Below are 19088 nucleotides of genomic sequence, written 5' to 3'. Positions count from 1 at the left end.
TAAAAAGGGGGATAGCGCCACGCGGGAACGCCGGGCCGTCGTGGCCAACTTGCTATTCGCTCACGATCGGCGAGACCAGCGTGCCGATTCGCTCGATGCTGGCCGAGAGCGTGTCCCCGGGCTTCACGTATGTGCCGGTAGCGTTGCCCACGCCCGAGGGCGTGCCGGTGGAAATGATATCGCCTGGCTCGAGCGTCACAAAGCTCGCGATGAACTCGATCACGGCCGCCACCGGGAAAACCATCAAGCCGGTCGACGCGTTTTGCCGAATTTCCTCGTTCAGCTTCAGTTTCATGGCAAGCGATTGCGGGTCCGAGACGGCGTCGGCGCTCGTGATGCACGGGCCGCAAGGGCAGAAGCTGTCGTGCCACTTTCCGTGCAGCCAATCGAAGAAGACGTCCTTTTCGCGCTTCTTGCGGCCGGGGTTGGGGCGGAACTTGCGGTTGGAAATGTCATTGATCACCGTGTAGCCGGCGACCGAAGCCAACGCGTCCGATTCCTTCACGCCACGGGTTTTGCGACCGATCACCACGGCCAGTTCCAATTCCCAGTCAATCGCTCCGGGCGAGATCGCGGGGATCACGACCGGCTGCCCCGGGTTGGTGAGCGTCGTTGTCGGGGGCTTCATGAACACGTAGGGGAACGTCTCGGCCCGCTCGGCCGCGACGCCGCCCCCTTCGCGAATGTGTTCGGCGTAGTTACCGGCCAGCAGAAAAAGCTTGTTGGGACGCGGAATCGGCACGAGCAATTGTGTCTTGGCCGTGGGCAATTTGGCGGCGGCCGGTAGCGCCGCGCCGGCACGCTCGAGCCAGATGGCGATTTTTTTAGCGACTGCATTCCCTTCCCCCGCTGGCGGCAGGAAGGCCAAGAGGTCGTCACCTGCCGGCAACGAGACGGTTTCGTGCGTGGCGTCGGAGTAGGCCTTGGCCGCGGCCGCGACCGGTACGATTGCCTCCTCGCCGTAGAACGCAGCCGCGGGCCCCTTCGCATCCTGATAACGGCACAAACGCATGACGATAATCCCCTCGACCGCGACTTTTACTTCGCTCCCAAGACCGCCAGGGTGGGTGACCGGCCGCCGGTTGTCAAGGTGACGCCAGCCCCGCGCGAGCCGGAACCGTCTGTTACGATTGGGGGAATGAGGATTGAAACCGAGAGCACGACCCCTCCGCGATTCAGATACAGGCTCAGGCGGGCCCTGGCACTGCTTGTGTTTGTGCTTTGCCTTGCGCTCTCTGCGACTTGTTTGATTGGCGTTCCTGTCCAAGGCAACCACAGCGTTGGCGAACGTTCGTCGATTGGGAGCGTCACCGTCGTCACGGGAGTTTTTTTGATGAGTGTATTTTCGCTTTGGGCCGTCCTGGTGTGGGAGGACCGACGTGCTTGTATCCGCAATCAGATGCGTGAACAGTCATGATTTTTCGATGCCGGTTATTATTTGTCGTTGCTTTTGCAGGTGCGTTCCTGTCAGCGACGAACGTCCGCGCCGCCACGCCGCCCAACGTGGTGCTGATCATCTCGGACGATCACGCCTGGACCGATTACTCGTTCATGGGGCATCCGCACATCGCGACGCCGCATATCGATCGCTTGGCGCGCGAAAGCCTGACCTACACGCATGGCTATGTGCCGTGCAGCCTGTGTTGCCCTAGCCTGGCGTCGATGATCACGGGCCTGTATCCGCATCAGCACAAAATCACGAGCAACGATCCGCCGATCCCGGCCGGCATGCCCGCGGGCAAGTTCTACCAATCGCCCGAATTCGCGGCCGGGCGCGACGTAATGAACCACTTTCTGGAAGCAGTACCGACTTTGCCACGCCTGCTGGGCGAACAGGGCTATGTGAGCCTGCAGACGGGAAAGTGGTGGCAAGGCGATTTTCGGCGCGGCGGCTTCACCCACGGAATGACGCAAGGGCAACGGCACGGCGACCAGGGCCTCGAGATCGGCCGCAAGACGATGCAGCCGATCTTTGATTTCGTCGCCGGTGCACAGCAGTCCGGCAAGCCATTCATGGTGTGGTATGCGCCGATGATGCCGCATAGCCCCCACACGCCGCCGGAGCGGCTGCTGAAGAAGTATGCGCCGCTGGCCGATTCACCGCACGTCGCCGGCTATTGGGCGATGATCGAGTGGCTCGACGAGACGGTGGGCGAGCTACTCACGTTTCTCGACGAGCAGAGCCTGGCCGAGAATACGATCGTTGTCTACCTGGCCGACAACGGATGGATTCAAAGCCCAGGCGGCGATCGTTACGCCGAAAAATCAAAACAGTCGCCATACGACGGAGGCTTGCGCACGCCGATCCTGGTGCGCTGGCCCGCGAAGATCAAAGCCCGCACGTGCGAGACGCCCGTATTGTCGATCGACATCGTGCCGACAATCCTGGCAGCGCTCGGCCGGCAACCGACGAAGCAGATGCAAGGAGTGAATCTGCTCGATGAGCGGGCCGTGCGGAATCGTCAGGCAATTTATGGCGAATGCTTCACGCACAACGCGGTCGACCTCGATAAGCCGGCGGCAAATCTCCGCTGGTGCTGGGCGATCTCGGGCGGTTGGAAATTGATCGTGCCCGATGCGAAGAACGAGCCAGAAGCGGGCGTGGAGCTCTATGACCTGGCAGCCGACGCGCACGAGCTGCGCAACCTGGCCGGCGAGCAGAAGGAGAAAGTGGCCCGATTGCGGGAACAGCTCGATGCGTGGTGGAAACCAAAGAATTGAATACAGGGGTGCCATGCCCACGCTCGCGTGGGCATGTGGATCGCAGTCGGGGGCGAGGATGTCGTTCCATCGCAAGCGATGTCGGCGCATCGACGAACCGGGGCACGCTCATGCCCTCACATTTTCCTGCTTCCAACGACGCGATTTTCTATCGAAGCCCCGGTCCCGGCGTTGGATGATCGAGGCGATCCAATTGAGCCGCGAAAAGCACGGCTTTCATCTATGGGCGTACGTGATCATGCCCGAACATGTACATGTCCTGCTTTGGCCGACTCGCGACGATTGCTCGATCAGCCGAATCCTGACAACCCTGAAGCAATCTGTATCGAAACGAGCATTACTCTTTGTGCGAGAAAAGGACCCACGCTTCCTGCGGCAGATGGAAGACCGGCAACCCAACGGAATAGTACAACATCGGTTCTGGCAGCGCGGCGACGGCTATGACCGGAATCTCACCGAGCCCAGAACTGTCTGGACCGAGATCGATTACATCCATTCAAATCCCGTGCGGCGTGGACTCTGCGAACGGGCAACGGATTGGCCGTGGTCGAGTGCCGCGGAGTACGACGCTCCGGGTAAAGGCGTGCTCTCGATCGACCGTTCGTCGATTCCGCAGAGGCCCGATGAGTAAGCACGCATGCCCACGACGAGCGTGGGCATGGCACCCATCAACCTGACAATCGTGACAACTTTTGTGGGAGTCGCCTACTTCTTCGCCACGGCCGCTTGGGCTGCCGCTAGCCGCGCGATCGGCACGCGGAACGGCGAGCAACTGACGTAGTCCAGGCCGATCTGGTGGCAGAAGTGTACGCTGGCCGGGTCGCCGCCGTGTTCGCCGCAGATGCCGATCTTCAGGTTCGCACGCGAAGCGCGTCCCTTCTCGACGGCAATCTTCATCAGCTCGCCCACGCCTGCCTGATCGATGGTCTGGAACGGGTCGTTGGGAACGATGTCGTGCTCGCGGTAGTAGTTGATGTAGCCGGCGTAGTCGTCGCGGCTCATGCCGAGCGTGGTCTGCGTCAGGTCGTTGGTGCCGAAGCTGAAGAACTCGGCCCGCTTGGCGATCTGATCGGCCACGACCGTGGCGCGTGGCACTTCGATCATCGTGCCGACCAGGTATTCGACCTCGATTTTCTTTTCGGCAAAGACCTTCGCGGCCGTGTCGCGGACGATCGCTTCTTGATCCTTTAGTTCGGCCTCGAAACCGACGAGCGGGATCATCACCTCGGGCAGCACCGCGATGCCGGCCTTCTTCACATCGCAAGCGGCTTCGAAAATCGCCCGGGCTTGCATCCGCGTGATCTCGGGATAAACGATGCCCAAGCGGCAGCCGCGATGGCCGAGCATCGGGTTGAACTCGTGTAATTCGGCGACGCGGCGGGCGATGGTCTCGGCCGGCACGTTGATCTTCTTGCCGAGTTCCTGTTGCTCAGGACCCGAGTGCGGCAGGAATTCGTGCAGCGGAGGATCCAACAGGCGGATCGTCACCGGGCGGCCGTTCATGGCGCGGAACAGACCGTCGAAATCCTTGCGCTGATAGGGCAACAGCTTGGCCAGCGCCTTTTCGCGATCCGGCAGCGTGTCGGCCAGGATCATCTCGCGGAAGTCGTCGATGTGATCGAAGAACATGTGCTCGGTGCGGCACAGGCCGATTCCTTCGGCCCCGAAGGCGATCGCCTCGAGCGCCTGCTTCGGTTCGTCGGCGTTGGTGCGAACCTTGAGCTTGCGGTTCTCGTCGACCCAGGTCATGAGTTGCGCGTACCGCTTGTACGTTTCCGATTCCTCGGGCTTGAGCGTCTTGTTGATCAAGACTTGCAGGATTTCGCTGGGGCGCTCCTGCACCTTGCCCTTGAAGACTTCGCCGGTGAAACCGTCGATCGAGATCACGTCCCCTTCGCGGAGCACGGTATCGCCGACGGTGACCGTGGCCTTGTGATAGTCGATGTCGAGGTCGCCGCAGCCGACGATGCAGGCCTTGCCCATCTGCCGGCTGACGAGCGCCGCGTGCGAGCTGGCGCCGCCGAAAGCGGTGAGAATGCCCTTGGCGATCTTCATGCCGCGCAAATCTTCGGGGCTGGTCTCGCGGCGGACGAGAATCAGCTCGACCTTGTTGTCTTTGAGCCATTGCGCCTCGGCGTCCGAGGCGTGGAAGACGATCTTGCCCGACGCGGCGCCGGGACCGGCGTTGATCCCCTTGGCCAGCAGCCGGCCTTCGCCGAGAGCCGCTTTCTTGCTGGCCGGATCGTAGATCGGCTGCAAGAGCTGATTGAGATCGTCAGCCGGAATGCGCTTGGCTTGCAAGGCGTCTTGCCTGGTGATCAGGCCCTCGTTCACCAGGTCGACCGCGATCCGCACGGCGGCGAAACCGGTGCGCTTGGCGTTGCGGGTTTGCAACATCCACACGCGGTTGCGCTGGACGGTGAACTCGATGTCCTGAACTTCCTTGTAGTGCTTCTCGAGCTTCTGGCCGATCTCGGTCAGTTCCTTGAAGGCGTTCGGCATGTCCTTCGAAAGCGTCTCTTCGATGCGTTTCGGCGTGCGAATGCCGGCCACCACGTCTTCACCCTGGGCGTTGATCAGGTAATCGCCGTTGAGGCCCGGCAAGCCGAGGGCCACGTCGCGGGTCATGGCGACGCCGGTGGCGCAATCGTCGCCCAGGTTGCCGAAGACCATCGCCTGTACGTTGACGGCGGTGCCCCATTCGTGCGGGATTCCGTAAGTGCGGCGGTAGACGACCGCGCGATCGTTCATCCAGCTGCCGAACACGGCGCCGATGGCACCCCACACCTGCTCCATCGGCTCGTTGGGGAAATCCTTGCCCGTTCCCTTCTTGATTGCTTGCTTGAACTCGGCCACCAGCTCCTTGAGCTGCGTCGCGGTGAGCTCATTATCGTTCTTGACCCCGGCGGCCTTCTTCTTGGCGTCGAGAATCACTTCGAACGGATCGTGGTCCTTCTTGTCCTTGGGCTTCATGTCCAAGACGACGTCACCGTACATCTGCACGAAGCGGCGGTAGCTGTCCCAGGCAAAACGCTCGTTGCCCGACTGCTTCGCCAGGGCTTCGACGGTTTGATCGTTCAGCCCGATATTGAGCACGGTATCCATCATGCCGGGCATCGATTCGCGTGCGCCGGAGCGGCAGGAAACCAGGAGTGGATTCGTGGTCGAGCCGAACTTGGCCCCCATCTCCTCTTCGACCTTGGCCATAGCGGCCGAGACCAGCTCGCGCAGCTCGGGCGGATATTTGCGGTCGTGGGCGTAGTAGTAGGTGCAGACATTGGTGCCGATCGTGAATCCGGCCGGGACCGGCAGGCCGATCTTGGTCATTTCGGCCAGGTTGGCTCCCTTGCCGCCGAGCAGGTCCTTCTGCCTGGCGTCGCCATCGGTGCCGTTTTTTCCGAACGAATAGACGTATTTCTCTTTTTCAGCCATGATTGGCATCCTTCGCGCTTGGGGCGAGAGCCTGCGGAGAGGGCGGTCGCCGTCCCTATTGATGACTAGCTAGCAATGGGCCTATCACGCCACGAAAGCACTACGATCCGAGGCTTCCGTCGCTCGCCCCTCGTCCAATGGCTGCCGAAGACTCCAAAAAGAGCGGGCTGCCGGGCGTGCCAGTCAGGGGCGAACCGGTCGAGGTGGGGGGCCGTTACAATCAACCGCGAAGTCTATCAGTGCTGGCGCGGACCGTCAAGAAACGCCCCACCATGGGTTGCCTCGCCTCGGCCTAGCAGCCTGTTGAAGAATTCAACGGGCTGCGACATCGCAGGGATGCGATGGCAAAATATCGACGTAAGTCGTTATTTTGCGAGTCGTGCGAAGCTTTGCTTCGCACCTGGCGAGGTTGAAAAAAGCCACGAGGGCTTTTTTCAACAGGCTGCTAGGTGAGGGACGTTTTGTCAATTGCCTTGCGCCCTCGTGCGTTTTGATCAAGTGGCGCTCGCAAGCCTCTTCCGCGCGCACGCCGCTGGCACGGCGACAATCGCAAAAGCCTTGCCAGACGCCGCCCGACCCTGTGCTAGCACCATTCGCGGTTCGTGCTGCGACTCATCGCGCGAAGCCCCTACAACCGATAAAGCTACTCATCCGGGGCACATCGTCACGGAGGGAAATCTTGCTTTTGCCTTCAAGTTCATCTGGCACGTAACGGGCAAATTTCGGACATTGCCCCGACATCGATCAAACCCGAACATGATGCGTGCCCTGGCGGAGGAGAGCTTCGAATGGTGGGGGTTGCAGCACACGCGGACACAAGTCGCGCGATTCTGGCTCGTTTACTGCGCGTGGTCGAGGCGACCGCGGCCGAGCACGAGCCGTTCTCGCACATCTATTTCGAGAACCTGTTCCCCGAAGATACGTACGCCGAGATGATGGCCAATATGCCGTCGCCCGAACGGTATAATGCGATCAACACTTACAAGCATTCGCGCGAGGACGGGGTCAGCACGCGCGACGTGCTGCCGTTGGAAGTCGAAAACCTGAGCACCATGCCGCCGGCCCAGCGTCAGGTGTGGCGCGACGTGGCCAATGCCCTGGCCGCCCCGGAGCTGAAGGCCGCCGTGTTCCGCAAGCTGGCGCCGGATTTGGCGCTGCGTTTCGATATCCCGGAATCGCAAGTCGAGAAAATCGTCACGTTCTGCAAGCCGTCGCTGATGCGCGACCTGGAAGGGTACGAGATTCCGCCGCATCCCGATGGCCGGGCCAAGGTGGTGACGATGCAGCTTTACCTGCCGGCCGATCGCTCGCAACTAGGGCTCGGCACGGCGCTTTACAAACGGCGCCTCACGTCGCTACGAGGCCTGTTCTCCTGGCATGGCCGCTTCCAGAAGGTGAAGCAATTTCCCTTCGCGCCCAACAGCGGCTACGCCTTCGTCGTATCGAATTCACTGCGCCGCAAGAGCTGGCACGGCCGCGAAAAGCTGCCGCCCGGCGCCGGCGTGCGGAATTCGATTCTCAACCTGTATTTCGCGAACAACGAACGTAAGTACTAAATCGGCTGGTGGTCTTACGTGGTTCGTAGGGTGCCCTGTGGCACCGTGCGTTTTCGCTGCGAAGCAGAGGGTGCCCACTAAGCAGCCCATGGCTTTGCCGCTAAACCGTGCTTGCCGTGCGGCATCCGCTAATAGTCGTACCAGATGCCGATGCCGAACTGCTGCACGAAGTCGTTATAGAACTGGTACTCTTCGTTCTTGCCGTTGAAGTACTGAAAGCCGAAGCGCAGTCGCGTGCCGGTATTGCCGTTGAGCCATTGCCAGCCGGTCTGCACCGTGACGTTGCCGCCGAAGGCGACCTCCTGCCGCAGGTGGCCATTGATCGCGAAAAACGGCGAGCCGCGAAATCCCGGGCTGTAGACCGGGCTGTATTCGGCGCCGAACTGAAACTGCCACGGCTGGGTCACGCCGTTGGTGTAGAAGGCCCAGTCCATTTCGCCGTACAAGCGCACGTTGGGCGTGGCGTAGTAGCTCAGGCCGAACACAAGCGCATTGCGGCTGTATTCCAGGCGGACAAAGTCGGGATTCTTCAGCAGGAATTCGTCGCCGATGTGCGAGCTAAGATGGTAGACGGCGAATTTCATCTGGAAGTTGCCGACCCCGTAGGTTAGCGGTAAACCGACGCGAAAGTCGGTCGCACGCATGTCCCAGTCGTGGTTCAGGCGCAGCTCAGGAAAGGCCGCTCCCTCGACGTCGAGCTGCCATCCCTCGGGCCGAAAACTGTTGGGTGAACCGTAGCGCAGCAAGCCCACGCGTCCGCCGGCCACCGGATCCCAGAGCCAGCCCAGGCCTTTCTGATAGTTGAAGACGCTGGCCATGCGCGCCTCTTTGACACCGGCGAGATACGAATGCCAGATCAAGCCTTGGGGCAGCAGTTGCCAGCTCCACGGCGCGTCATAGGCCAGGGCCTCGGCCAACGGATAGTTGATCGCCGTGGTTTGCGGCGGAGGCGCGTCGGCGATCACGGTCCCTTCGGGAATCGGCTCGGCTTGAATGACGGCAACCGGGGCGCTCATGGCAGCGGGCGGCGCCACGGCAGCTCGGGCCGTCGTTAAAAAGCCGTCCGCGCAGATCACTAGCGCGGCGCATGACGCGACAAAGCCCGTGATTCGGCGAACGCCCGAAGCCATTGCCCACTCCGATTTCGATTCTTGCGCAGCCCGAAGCGCACGCCAAGGCGACCGCCAGGCAAGCGGCGTCGATTCGAGCAGGAAAGGGGTCTGGCAGAAGAAGGCGTAGTGTAACGGCGAGGCGCGAATCGCCCCAGACCTCTTTTGACCGCCGGTATGTCCCACTGGCAGGTGGCTTTAGCCGGCGTGTGTCCCTCTCCTGGCGGCCTGGGGACCGGCCACTATAATTCAAACATCCCCACGGATGTTGCCCGTCACCTCGGCCGCCCGCAGCTAGCTTGATGATCGCCACCCGGCTCCCTTCGTTGATTGACCAGTTGCGCGACGTGGTCGGTGTCGATGGCGTGCTATCAGCGCACAGCGACCTGGTAGTTTACGAGTGCGATGGCTTCGTCATCGAGAAGAACTGCCCGGACGTGGCCGTGTTTCCGCGCACCACGGCGCAGGTGCAGGCGATCGTACGGCTGTGCAACGAATACGGCGTGTCGTTCCTGCCGCGCGGGGCCGGCACGAGCCTGGCCGGCGGTTGCCTGCCGGTCGGTGGCGGCGTGATGATCGTACTCACGCGCATGAAAGAGATCCTCGAGATCAATCTGCGCGATCGATATGCCGTCGTGCAGCCGGGCGTCGTGAACGTCTGGCTGACGCAGGCGCTGAAAGGGACGGGCTTTCATTACGCTCCCGATCCGTCGAGCCAGGGTGCCTGCACGATCGGCGGCAATGTGGCCACGAATTCCGGCGGACCGCACACCCTGAAATACGGCGTTACCGTCAACCACGTGCTGGGAGTGGAAGCCGTGCTGGCCGACGGTTCGATCGTCGCGTTCGGCGGTCCAACCGAGGATGCCCCCGGCCTCGACCTGACGGGCTTGATCGTCGGCAGCGAAGGGACGCTGGCCATCGTCACCAAGGCCTGGGTTCGCCTCACGCGCGACCCGCAAGGCTGGCGCACGATGCTGGGCATTTTCGAATCGGTTAACGACGCCACGAACGCCATCAGCGACATCATCGGCGCTGGTATCGTGCCCGCGGCACTTGAGATGATGGACCAGGGCATTCTGGTTGCGGTGGAAGAAGCCTTCCGTTTTGGCTTTCCGCTCGATGCCCAGGCGATCCTGTTGATCGAAGTCGACGGCCTCGAAGCGGGTCTGGACGAGCAGCGCGACCGCATCACGGAGTTGTGCAAGCAGAATCACGCCCGCGAGGTGCGCTTCGCGGCTTCGGCGGCCGAACGGCAACTGTTGTGGAAATGCCGGAAGCAAGCTTTTGGCGCGGTGGGCCGCCTGAGCCCTAGCTACTGCACGCAGGATGGTGTCGTTCCGCGCACCAAGCTGCCGTATATCCTGGAGCGGATCATCGACATCGGCCGGCGCCATGACGTGCGGATCGTGAACGTCTTTCACGCTGGCGACGGCAATATTCATCCGATCCTGCTTTTCGACGAACGGGACTCCGAGCAAGTGCGCCGGGTATTGGCGGCGAGCGGCGAGATTCTCGACGAGTGCATCGCCTGCGGCGGTAGCGTGACGGGCGAGCACGGCATCGGAGTCGAGAAAATTGAGTTCATGCACAAGCTGTTCTCGGCCAACGATCTGGACGTGATGGCCCGCGCACGGACCGCCTTCAACCCGACGTTGCGACTGAGCCCGGCCAAGATGCTTCCGACCGCCGGCGCGTGCGGTTTGGAACAGCGCCACCCCGGCCGCCGCGCCGCGATGTAACCGAAAACGCCCACGATCACGAAAGAACCGTACTTGGCCGTCGTCGCCGATAACCTGCCGCTAACCGAAACGCTTGTTCCTGTCACGCAGGAGGAACTGGCCGCGGTCGTGGCGCGCGCAAGCGCTAGCGCCACGCCGATTTATCCGATGGGCGGCGGCACGGCCCTCGTTTTTGGCATGCCGGCACGCAAGCCGGGCTTCGGGCTGGCGACCACCGGCCTGGCTCGGGTGATTGATTATCCCGCGCGCGACATGACGATCACGGTCGAAGCGGGCATCACGATCGAAGCTCTATCCAAGGAACTTGCGGCGCACGGCCAGCGTTTGCCGATCGACGTGCCGCAGCCGAGCCAGGCCACGCTGGGCGGTGTGGTGGCCACGGCCGCCAGCGGTCCGCGCCGCTTCGGACACGGCGCGATCCGCGACTTCGTTATTGGCATTAGCGCCGTCGACGGGCGCGGTGTAGCGTTCAAGGCAGGCGGTCGTGTTGTGAAGAACGTTGCCGGCTATGACTTTTGCAAGTTACTGACCGGCTCGCGCGGCGCGCTGGCGGTGATCACGCAAGTGACGCTCAAGCTGCGCCCCGTCGCCGAAGCGACTGCCTTCGTCGTTTGCGACATCGCGGAATTCGATCAGGCCGAGCCGCTGTTGGCCGGTTTAGGCGCTTCGCGCACGACGCCGATGGCCGTCGAACTGCTGGCGGGGCCCGCTTGGGAGCATGATCCGGCACTGGGGCATGTTTCGAGTCCTATTCGCGCCCGGCTGGCCGTCGGTTTCGAAGGCACGGCGGCCGAAGTCAAGTGGCAGACCGAGCAATTGCTGCGCGAATGGAAAGAGCACGGAGCGCGGGGGCCGCGCGTTGTCGAGGGCGCGGCAACTGAGGGACTGTGGTCGCGGCTTGCGGAATTCCCGGCGGCCGGCAATCCGGCGCTGGTCGTCAAGGCGACCATGCGATCGAGCGCCGTGGCGACTTTCATGCAAACAGCGGCCGCGCTGGCGGCGAATTGCTCGCTGCAGGCTCACGCCGCCAGCGGCATCGTTTACGTACAGTTTCCCGAGTTCACGGCCGCCGACGCACTGAATGTCCTGGTGCGCGGCCTGCAACCGGCGGCGGTTAAAGCCGACGGCCACGCCACGGTCTATTCTTGTGCTGCCGGAATTGAGTTGACGCACCAGGCCGTGTGGGGTCCGATTGGTGCTGACGCCGCACTTATGACCGCCCTCAAGAAACAATTCGACCCGCAGGACCTGCTCAACCCAGGCCTGTCGATCTTCGTATGCTGACCGAACCAAGCGACCGTCCCGCCGCTGAACCAGCCACCGCGCCGCCGCAGACTGAGCCTGTGGCGCACTCTCATGCGCCGGCCTTGACGCAGCCGGCGCGACCCGGCGAAGCGATCGACTACGGACTGTTCCTGGATTGCGTCCATTGTGGGCTCTGTACGTCCGCTTGTCCGACGTACTTGGAACTGGGGAACGAAAACGACAGTCCGCGCGGACGTATCTACTTGATGCGCTCGGTCACTGACGGCCGGCTGCCGCTTTCGAGCGAAGTGCGCCGGCATCTGGAACTGTGCCTCGATTGCCGGGCGTGCGAAACGGCGTGCCCCTCAGGCGTGCAATACGGCAAGTTGATCGAGCCGTTCCGCGTGGCGATGGAGGAACAATCCGACGGCCCGCGCAAAAGCGCCGATTGGTTCCACCGATACATCCTGTTCGGGCTGTTCACGAAACCGGACCTCATGCGCAAGATGTTGATCCCTGCGCGCATCGCGCAGCGCCTGGGGCTGGTCTCGCTGGCCGAGAGTCTGCGTCTGACGCGGCTCTTGCCGCCGCGGCTACGGCGGCTGGTCGAGATGTTGCCGCCGCCGCAGAATCCGGGGCCGGCGCTGCCATCCCTATTGCCCGCGATCGGCAAGCGGCGGGCGCGGGTCGCGCTCTTTACGGGTTGCGTGGCGGACGTGATGTTCCGTCCCACGCATTGGGCCACGGCGCGGGTACTGCAGCAGAACGGATGCGACGTGCTGGTACCTCAGAACCAGGTATGCTGCGGCGCCATTCATTTTCACGCCGGATCGAGCGAGCCGGCCCGCGAACTTGCCGACGTGAACCTGGCCGCGTTCGATCCCAGCAGCGTCGACGCGATCCTGGTCAACGTCGCCGGGTGCGGAGCGATGCTCAAGGATTACGGTCACCATTGGCACGACGCACGGCAGCCGAAGCGCGCCGAGTTCGCCGCCAAGATCAAGGATGTCAGCGAGTTCCTCGACTCGTTGGGGCTAGTTCCGCCCGAGGGGCAAATGCCCTTCGTGGCCACGTATCATGACGCCTGCCACCTGGGGCACGCCCAAAAAGTGCGCGAGGCGCCGCGCCGTTTGCTGTCACAGATTCCCGGCCTCAAGCTGGTCGACCTGCCCGAGACCGAAGTCTGTTGCGGGGCGGCCGGAACATACAACCTGACCGAGCCCGAGATGTCGGCCCGGCTCAGCCGCCGCAAACTCGACAACATCTTGAAGACGGGCAGCCGCGTCGTGCTGACGGGCAATGCCGGCTGTCTGCTGCAGATCATGCGCGAAGCGCGCAGCCGCGGCGAACGCCTGCTCGTCGCGCACCCGATGGACCTGCTCGATCTGAGCTACCAGAAGAAGCAGCCGCGGTTGTAAGCGGTTCAAGCGTCGCGGGCGATGTCTTCGCCGAAGTGCGCGATTTCGAGCGCCAACAACTCGCGCAGCAATTCGCCGGGTGCCTGCGGCCGACGCATCGGCTCCTTCGCCAGAAGCGAATGCACCAGCCGGGCCACGGGGGCCGGCGTGTGCGGCGCGAGTTCACGCAGCGGAGTTGGTTCGCCGGCACGATGAGCTTCGACCAGCGTCCGGGCCTCTTGGGCCGGAAACGGCACGCGGCCGGTGAGCATTTCGTACATCAGGGCGCCCAGACTATAGAGATCGCTGCGCGCGTCGATCGAACCGACGCCGAGCAACATCTCGGGAGCCATGTACCAGGGAGTGCCGACGAGTTCCACGGCCGGCGTCGCACCTTCGTCCGCCGGCCGGCGAGCCAGCCCCAGGTCGATCAGCGTCGCATGCCCGGCGGACGAGATCATGAGATTGGCCGGCTTAACGTCCGCATGCACCCAGCCCGCGCGCTGGAGTGCGTCGAGCGCCTGGGCCACCTGCCGCGCGATCCACAGCGTGAATGACGTGGATAACGACGTGCTCGATGCCTCGCGCAGCAGCGACTCGAGCGTGCGCCCTTCCAACCAGGGCATGACCAGGTAATGGGGCGGGCGCAGTGACTGGGCGTCGAGAATCGACACCACGTGGGGGCTCGTCACCGCGCTTCCCACGCGCGCCTCGCGGCGCAATTGAGCGACCGCGCTCATGTCCCTGGCGTATTCGCGTTTGAGCCGTTTGACGGCATAGGTAGCGGTCGCGTCATCGCCACGGTTGGCGGGCCGGGCGCGAAAGATCTCGCTGAACTCGCCGGCTCCGATCTGCTCAATCAGTTCCCACGACCCGAGGCGCTCGCGGCGCGCGGCTTCGGCGGCCCGCGCGTCTGGTGGCGCTTTCGGCGCGCGCGACATGCGCGGCTCAGCGGTGTGCAGGCCTTTTGGCATCGGGTGGTGCAAGAAAAGCGGCGGCGGTCGACGAAACCGGCAGGGCAGGAAAAATCGCGGAAGGGAAGCGAACGCCCGCTAGCGTGCGAGCAAATCGCCTGTTTCATTCATCGACCGCGGACACCCAGGAATTTCGCACACGCGGGCGATGTGCCGACGACGTCGACTTTAACGACGCCACCAGCGTTCGCGCGCTTGGCGAAAAACAAACATAGGAGCCACCAAAATCCCCCTCCCTGCCAGGGAGGGGCTAGGGGAGGGTAACGCGTCCTGCGCTAAGTTGCGTTAGTCGCGAAGCGCGCATTTGCAGCAAGTCCGAGCCCTCACCCTACTCGCTCCCGGAGGGAGAGGGTTTTTCGAGAGCCGCGTGCTACTTCTTTGCGCCGCGGCGCAGGCCTTCGTCCACCAGGGCTCCGATCAACAGTGCCGCGCCGATCACGGTGTATTCCAATTCCGAGGGGACGCCCCACATTTTCGTAAAGTTGGGCAGGATCCAGAGAATGGCGGTCCCCATGATGACGCCCAGCACGCTCCCTTCGCCGCCGCGCAGGCTGCAGCCCCCCAGCACCGCCCCGGCGATGGCGTACAGTTCGAAGAAGCTGCCCGTCTCGGTCGGTTGCACCGAGTTCTGCTCCATCAGAAACAGAATGCTGAAAAGCGCTGCCAAGGTCGAGCACAGCACGTACGCCAGGATGCGATATCGATCCACGGCGATGCCCGAGTAGCGGGCGGCCTGCTCGTTGCTGCCCACGGCGAACATGTACCGGCCATAGACGCTCCTGTGCAAGAACACCGTGGCCAGCGCGGCGAAGCCGAGAAAGATCACGAGCGACATCGGCAAGCCGAGAATGTCGCGGCTGTCGGATAGCCAATACTTGAGCGACTCGTAGCCGGTTCCAAGCCCCTTGACCTGGTCGCGCGACAGCCAGCGCGCGGCGCCGCGGTAGATAAAAAGTCCGCATAGCGTGACGACGAACGCCTGGACGCGGAGCTTGGTCACGAGCAGACCGTTGGCCAGCCCGATCGCGGCGCCCAAGGCCAGCACCGCGACGATGGCCAGTAGTGGGTTCACATGGTAATCGACCAAGAGCATGGCCATCACCGTGGCGCACAGGCCGATCGTGGAACCGATCGAGAGATCGATTCCGCCGGTGATGATCAGGATGCTCGCTCCCAGGCTGATGATGCCGTACAGGCCGATGCGCCGTCCGAGATTCACGTGGTTGTAAGCGCTGCGCGCGCCGGGGTCGGCCAGCAACAGCAGCAGGTAGATCGCCAACAGGAAAAGTGCCAGACCCAACCATTTTTTCATGCGCCGCGATCTCCGCCCGTCGCCAGGTTCATCACCGCTTGTTCCGATAGTTCGTGCCGCGCAAGCTCGCCGGACAGCTCGCCGTCGTGCATCACCAGCACGCGATCGCTCATGCCGAGGATCTCTTCCAGGTCGCTCGAGATCATCAGGATGCCTACGCCCGAAGCCGTCAGTTCGTCCATCAGGGCGTAAATCTCGCGCTTGGCGCCTACATCGACCCCGCGCGTCGGCTCGTCGAGGATCAATAGTTTCGGCTGCCGGGCCAGCCACTTGGCGAGCACGACTTTCTGCTGGTTGCCGCCGCTGAGCATGCCGACCTGCTTGTCGATCGAAGCCGTTCGCACCGCGAGTTGCCGGCACATGCGGTCGGCCAACTGCTGCTCTTCACGGCGGCGAATGATGCCCAAGCGGCTCAGGAACTCGAGCGACGCCAGGCTGATATTGCGACGCACCGATTGTTCGAGCAAAAGGCCCTGGATGCGTCGATCCTCGGGCACCAGGTACAGTCCGGCCGCGATGGCATCCTGCGGACTGCGCACGTCGACCGGGCGACCGGCGATCGTGATTTCGCCCGCCACAGGGCGGCGTATGCCGAAGAGCGTCTCGGCCAGTTCCGTGCGTCCCGCGCCGACGAGGCCGGCCATGCCGACGATTTCGCCCGCCGCCACGCGAAAATCGACGGTCCGTTTTTGGGTAGCTGAAACTCTCCATCCGGCGACGGATAGAGCCGCCGGTTTCTCGAGCGTCGCGCTGGGGGCGCCGCCGCTGACCGCGGCCCGATGGCTGCGGACGAAAAACTGCTTCAATTCGCGGCCGATCATCAGCCGCACGAGCGCGGCGTGATTGATCTCGCCGCGCGCCCGTTCGCCGGCATTGCGCCCATCGCGCAGCACCGTCACGCGATCGGCGATGCGCTGCACCTCGGGCAAGCGGTGCGAGATATAGAGAATGCCGACACCGGCGCGGCGCAAATCATCGATCACCGCGAACAAGCGTTCGGTGTCCTGGGCCGACAGGCTCGACGTCGGCTCGTCCATGATCAGCACGCGCGACGACAGGCTCAGCGAGCGGCCGATCTCGACCAACTGCTGCTGGCCGATCGAAAGCCGGCTCACCGGCTCGCGCGGGCTAACCGAGAGGCCCATGCGACGCGTGATCTTTTCCGCGTCGGCGTACACGCGGCGGTCGAGCAGGCCGAGCGGCCCTGCGTAGCGCGGCTCGCGCCCCAGGAAGATATTGCCGGCCACGTCCAGGCTCGTGGCCAGGTTCAGTTCCTGGTGGATAAGCATGACGCCGGCGGCTTGCGCTTCTTGCACGCTCCCTAAGCGTACGGCCCGGCCGTCGATCTGAATTTCTCCGGCGTCGGGCGCGTAGACACCGCCGAGGATCTTCATCAAGGTCGACTTGCCCGCGCCGTTCTCGCCGACCACGCACAAAACCTCGCCCGCAGCGAGCGTGAGCTGCACGTCGTCGAGCGCCTGCACGCCCGGAAAGGCCTTGCTGATATGCCGCGCAGTCAGCAGCGGTGCGGCCGACGAGCCGGCGGGCGAGGCATCTGGGACAGGCGAGTGTGCGGGCATAAGCCCACCATGATAGCAAGCAGGAATCGCCTAGCAGCCTGTTGAAGAACTCAACGGGCTGCGACATCGCAGGGATGCGATGGCAAAATATCGACGTAAGTCTTTATTTTGCGAGTCGTGCGAAGCTTTGCTTCGCACTTGGCGAGGTTGAAAAAAGCCACGAGGGCTTTTTTCAACAGGCTGCTAGGGGGCGGGGATAGCCCTCCGTACTTGGGAAAGCATGCTTATTCGCCGCTGGCGAAAAAGCATGGCACTCGGGCATTGCACCGGACGGACATCGGCCGGGCCGCGGGGGCGGTGCTATCAGCAGCCTTAACGAGTCGTCAGCACTTTGGCGTTGGCGCGATCCGGCAAGGCGCTGACAATCCGCCTCCCGTTCCGTGGGCGACGAATTCTCACCCCTCGCGGATCGGAGAACGCCGGTCGGGCGGCGCTCGCGGCACTTCTGACAAATCCTATCCAGGCGGTTTCGGTCCGCACCCGATCCAACCTTGCGCATCAGGCTGCGCGTCGGTGCGTCTCACCAGCGGGCAAACCTACAGGGAAGTTGGCGATGGCGGAATTCTTCGACAAGCTTGTTGATCGGTTCTTCGGACGCACACCTTCGCGACGGAAACCGGCGCGCCGTCCGAATCGGCGCAAGCTCCGCTTCGAGACGTTCGAAGATCGCTGCATGCTCAGCGGCACCTCGGGTTCGATCGACGCCATCCAGGTCAACCAGGGATCGCAGACCGACGTCTTCGCGATCGGCAACGACCACCAGGTGTACCTGGAAACCTCCAATGGCCTGGGCGGATGGAATGCCTGGACGTTGACTCAGGCGGGAACGGTAAAGGAAATCGCCGTCGCGCACGATGGTTCGGGCAATCTGCACGTCTTTGCCATTCGTGATGACAACCAGGTTTGGCAAGAGCAGCAGGTCAACGGCGCTTGGACGGCCTGGACGTTGACGCAAGCAGGGTTCGCGCAGGATATCGCCACGCAGCCGACCGTGGCGCCAGGCGGCGCTCTCACGGTGTTCATCATCGGTTCCGACAACCAGGTGTACGACGAATCGGTCACCGGCGGCGGCTGGAGCAACTGGACGCTAACCCGCGCCGGCACCGCCAAACAAATCAGCGTGATGATGGACGCCAGCGGCGAGACGCACGTCTTCGCCATCGGCATGGACAACCAGGTGTGGACCGAGCACGCGATCCCCGGCGGCGGTTGGAGCGTGTGGACGTTGACCCAGACAGGCGCCGTCCAGGAAATCTCGACCCCCACCGCGACGACGGCCACGGCGGCCGTGAAGGTCTTTGCCGTCGGTGCCGACGGCCAGATCTATGTCGAGACCGCCGCCAACAACTGGAAGGGTTGGACGTTGACCCAGCCCGGCACCACCAAGGGCATCAGCGCGATCAACAACAGCAGCGGCACGACCATTGTTTTTTCGGTCGCCGCCGATTCGCAGGTCTATAAAGAAGTTTCGGTCAATCCTTGGTCCGCCTGGCAGCTCACGGCCGCGGGCAATCTATTGGGAGCGGGCGTCACCGTTACGCCCGCGCCCCCGATGACCAATGGCGGCACGACGCCGATCTATACCCCGGGCGGGCCGCCGATCCTGCTGACCCCCTTCGCGAGTCTTGCTACCGGCATCGGCGACTTCGCCAACTCGACGCTGAAAGTGACCGATACGTCGGCATATATCAACGACCGCCTGGGTATCGAGTCTTCGGGATCGCTCGTGGTGTCCGGTTCGTCGCTCATCTTCAATGGCACGACCGTCGGCACGTTCACGGCAGGCAAAACGATGAACGTCACGTTCAACGGCAACGCTACGCAGGCGGCGGTCCTGGCCGTGCTGCAGCACGTCACGATCGCCAGCATCGTGCCTACGCCGATGATTGCCAACCGGCCCGTCACCTTTGCGCTCAAATCCGGCTCGCTGGGGTACGTGAGCACCATGACGCAGACCGCGGAGCTGATGGGCCCGCCGCCGCTGGCCGTGGGTAGCCCGGCCACGAATTACCATTTAGGC

Annotated in this window: 13 protein-coding genes; 7 read left to right on the top strand and 6 right to left on the bottom strand. The window is 63.2% G+C overall.

Annotated elements, in window-relative coordinates:
* Positions 1-52: 52 nt before the first annotated feature.
* Positions 53-1012, bottom strand: a complete 960-nt coding sequence (locus VHD36_11825; GenBank protein ID HVU88000.1) for a fumarylacetoacetate hydrolase family protein — start codon at positions 1010-1012, stop codon at positions 53-55.
* A gap of 401 nt (positions 1013-1413) precedes the next feature.
* Between VHD36_11825 and VHD36_11820 the strand changes: the two genes are divergently transcribed.
* Together VHD36_11820 and VHD36_11815 are read left to right on the top strand one after the other, a co-directional pair.
* Positions 1414-2721 carry a sulfatase gene (locus VHD36_11820; GenBank protein HVU87999.1) on the top strand — a complete coding sequence of 436 codons (1308 nt, stop codon included), beginning with the start codon at positions 1414-1416 and terminating at the stop codon, positions 2719-2721.
* Positions 2612-3352 carry a transposase gene (locus tag VHD36_11815; protein HVU87998.1) on the top strand — a complete coding sequence of 247 codons (741 nt, stop codon included), beginning with the start codon at positions 2612-2614 and terminating at the stop codon, positions 3350-3352. Before VHD36_11820 ends, VHD36_11815 begins: the two co-directional genes overlap by 110 nt.
* Positions 3353-3426: 74 nt before the next feature.
* Here VHD36_11815 and ppdK read toward each other — a convergent pair whose 3' ends face one another.
* Entirely contained in the window at positions 3427-6153 is a 2727-nt protein-coding gene (ppdK, locus tag VHD36_11810) for a pyruvate, phosphate dikinase (protein ID HVU87997.1), read from the bottom strand.
* Positions 6154-6941: 788 nt separating this feature from the next.
* Between ppdK and VHD36_11805 the strand changes: the two genes are divergently transcribed.
* Entirely contained in the window at positions 6942-7709 is a 768-nt protein-coding gene (locus VHD36_11805; protein HVU87996.1) for a hypothetical protein, read from the top strand.
* A gap of 128 nt (positions 7710-7837) precedes the next feature.
* On the opposite strand, the gene VHD36_11800 is transcribed toward VHD36_11805, so the two are convergent.
* Positions 7838-8839 (bottom strand): DUF1207 domain-containing protein, encoded by a 1002-nt coding sequence (locus VHD36_11800; protein HVU87995.1) that lies wholly within the window; start codon positions 8837-8839, stop codon positions 7838-7840.
* A 281-nt stretch (positions 8840-9120) separates the two neighbouring features.
* Here VHD36_11800 and VHD36_11795 point away from each other — a divergent pair, with 281 nt between their 5' ends.
* The 3 genes from VHD36_11795 to VHD36_11785 are packed head-to-tail and all read left to right on the top strand — an operon-like array spanning position 9121 to position 13223.
* Positions 9121-10560, top strand: a complete 1440-nt coding sequence (locus VHD36_11795) for an FAD-linked oxidase C-terminal domain-containing protein (GenBank protein ID HVU87994.1) — start codon at positions 9121-9123, stop codon at positions 10558-10560.
* Between the two features lie 33 nt (positions 10561-10593).
* Entirely contained in the window at positions 10594-11844 is a 1251-nt protein-coding gene (locus VHD36_11790; protein ID HVU87993.1) for an FAD-binding oxidoreductase, read from the top strand.
* Positions 11838-13223: a (Fe-S)-binding protein gene (locus VHD36_11785; GenBank protein HVU87992.1), complete on the top strand. Its 1386-nt coding sequence runs from the start codon at positions 11838-11840 to the stop codon at positions 13221-13223. The genes VHD36_11790 and VHD36_11785 overlap by 7 nt, the downstream gene beginning before the upstream one ends.
* Positions 13224-13228: 5 nt before the next feature.
* Here the strand turns inward: VHD36_11785 and VHD36_11780 are convergent, their stop codons facing one another.
* The 3 genes from VHD36_11780 to VHD36_11770 form a co-directional block, all read right to left on the bottom strand.
* Positions 13229-14143 carry a serine/threonine-protein kinase gene (locus VHD36_11780; GenBank protein ID HVU87991.1) on the bottom strand — a complete coding sequence of 305 codons (915 nt, stop codon included), beginning with the start codon at positions 14141-14143 and terminating at the stop codon, positions 13229-13231.
* Positions 14144-14546: 403 nt separating this feature from the next.
* Positions 14547-15488, bottom strand: coding sequence for an ABC transporter permease (locus tag VHD36_11775; GenBank protein ID HVU87990.1), 942 nt, complete (start codon positions 15486-15488; stop codon positions 14547-14549).
* The gene (locus tag VHD36_11770; GenBank protein HVU87989.1) at positions 15485-17068 is read right to left on the bottom strand and encodes a sugar ABC transporter ATP-binding protein; all 1584 of its coding nucleotides are present in this window, start codon (positions 17066-17068) and stop codon (positions 15485-15487) included. Before VHD36_11770 ends, VHD36_11775 begins: the two co-directional genes overlap by 4 nt.
* A 553-nt stretch (positions 17069-17621) precedes the next feature.
* Here VHD36_11770 and VHD36_11765 point away from each other — a divergent pair.
* Positions 17622-19088: hypothetical protein (locus VHD36_11765; protein HVU87988.1), on the top strand; the 1467-nt coding region annotated here is incomplete at its 3' end.

Source organism: Pirellulales bacterium, assembly GCA_035546535.1.
Classification (GTDB): Bacteria; Planctomycetota; Planctomycetia; order Pirellulales; family JACPPG01; genus JACPPG01.
The sequence above is the reverse complement of the archived record's forward strand: the minus strand, read 5'-3'. Positions and strand labels throughout refer to the sequence as shown.

What these genes read in the sequence shown, in the direction of transcription:
- VHD36_11825 (HVU88000.1), bottom strand. Translation starts at nt 1,012, where the DNA reads ATGCGTTTGTGCCGTTATCAGGATGCGAAGGGGCCCGCGGCTGCGTTC.
- VHD36_11820 (HVU87999.1), top strand. Translation starts at nt 1,414, where the DNA reads ATGATTTTTCGATGCCGGTTATTATTTGTCGTTGCTTTTGCAGGTGCG.
- VHD36_11815 (HVU87998.1), top strand. Translation starts at nt 2,612, where the DNA reads ATGACCTGGCAGCCGACGCGCACGAGCTGCGCAACCTGGCCGGCGAGC.
- ppdK (HVU87997.1), bottom strand. Translation starts at nt 6,153, where the DNA reads ATGGCTGAAAAAGAGAAATACGTCTATTCGTTCGGAAAAAACGGCACC.
- VHD36_11805 (HVU87996.1), top strand. Translation starts at nt 6,942, where the DNA reads ATGGTGGGGGTTGCAGCACACGCGGACACAAGTCGCGCGATTCTGGCT.
- VHD36_11800 (HVU87995.1), bottom strand. Translation starts at nt 8,839, where the DNA reads ATGGCTTCGGGCGTTCGCCGAATCACGGGCTTTGTCGCGTCATGCGCC.
- VHD36_11795 (HVU87994.1), top strand. Translation starts at nt 9,121, where the DNA reads ATGATCGCCACCCGGCTCCCTTCGTTGATTGACCAGTTGCGCGACGTG.
- VHD36_11785 (HVU87992.1), top strand. Translation starts at nt 11,838, where the DNA reads ATGCTGACCGAACCAAGCGACCGTCCCGCCGCTGAACCAGCCACCGCG.
- VHD36_11780 (HVU87991.1), bottom strand. Translation starts at nt 14,143, where the DNA reads ATGTCGCGCGCGCCGAAAGCGCCACCAGACGCGCGGGCCGCCGAAGCC.
- VHD36_11775 (HVU87990.1), bottom strand. Translation starts at nt 15,488, where the DNA reads ATGAAAAAATGGTTGGGTCTGGCACTTTTCCTGTTGGCGATCTACCTG.
- VHD36_11770 (HVU87989.1), bottom strand. Translation starts at nt 17,068, where the DNA reads ATGCCCGCACACTCGCCTGTCCCAGATGCCTCGCCCGCCGGCTCGTCG.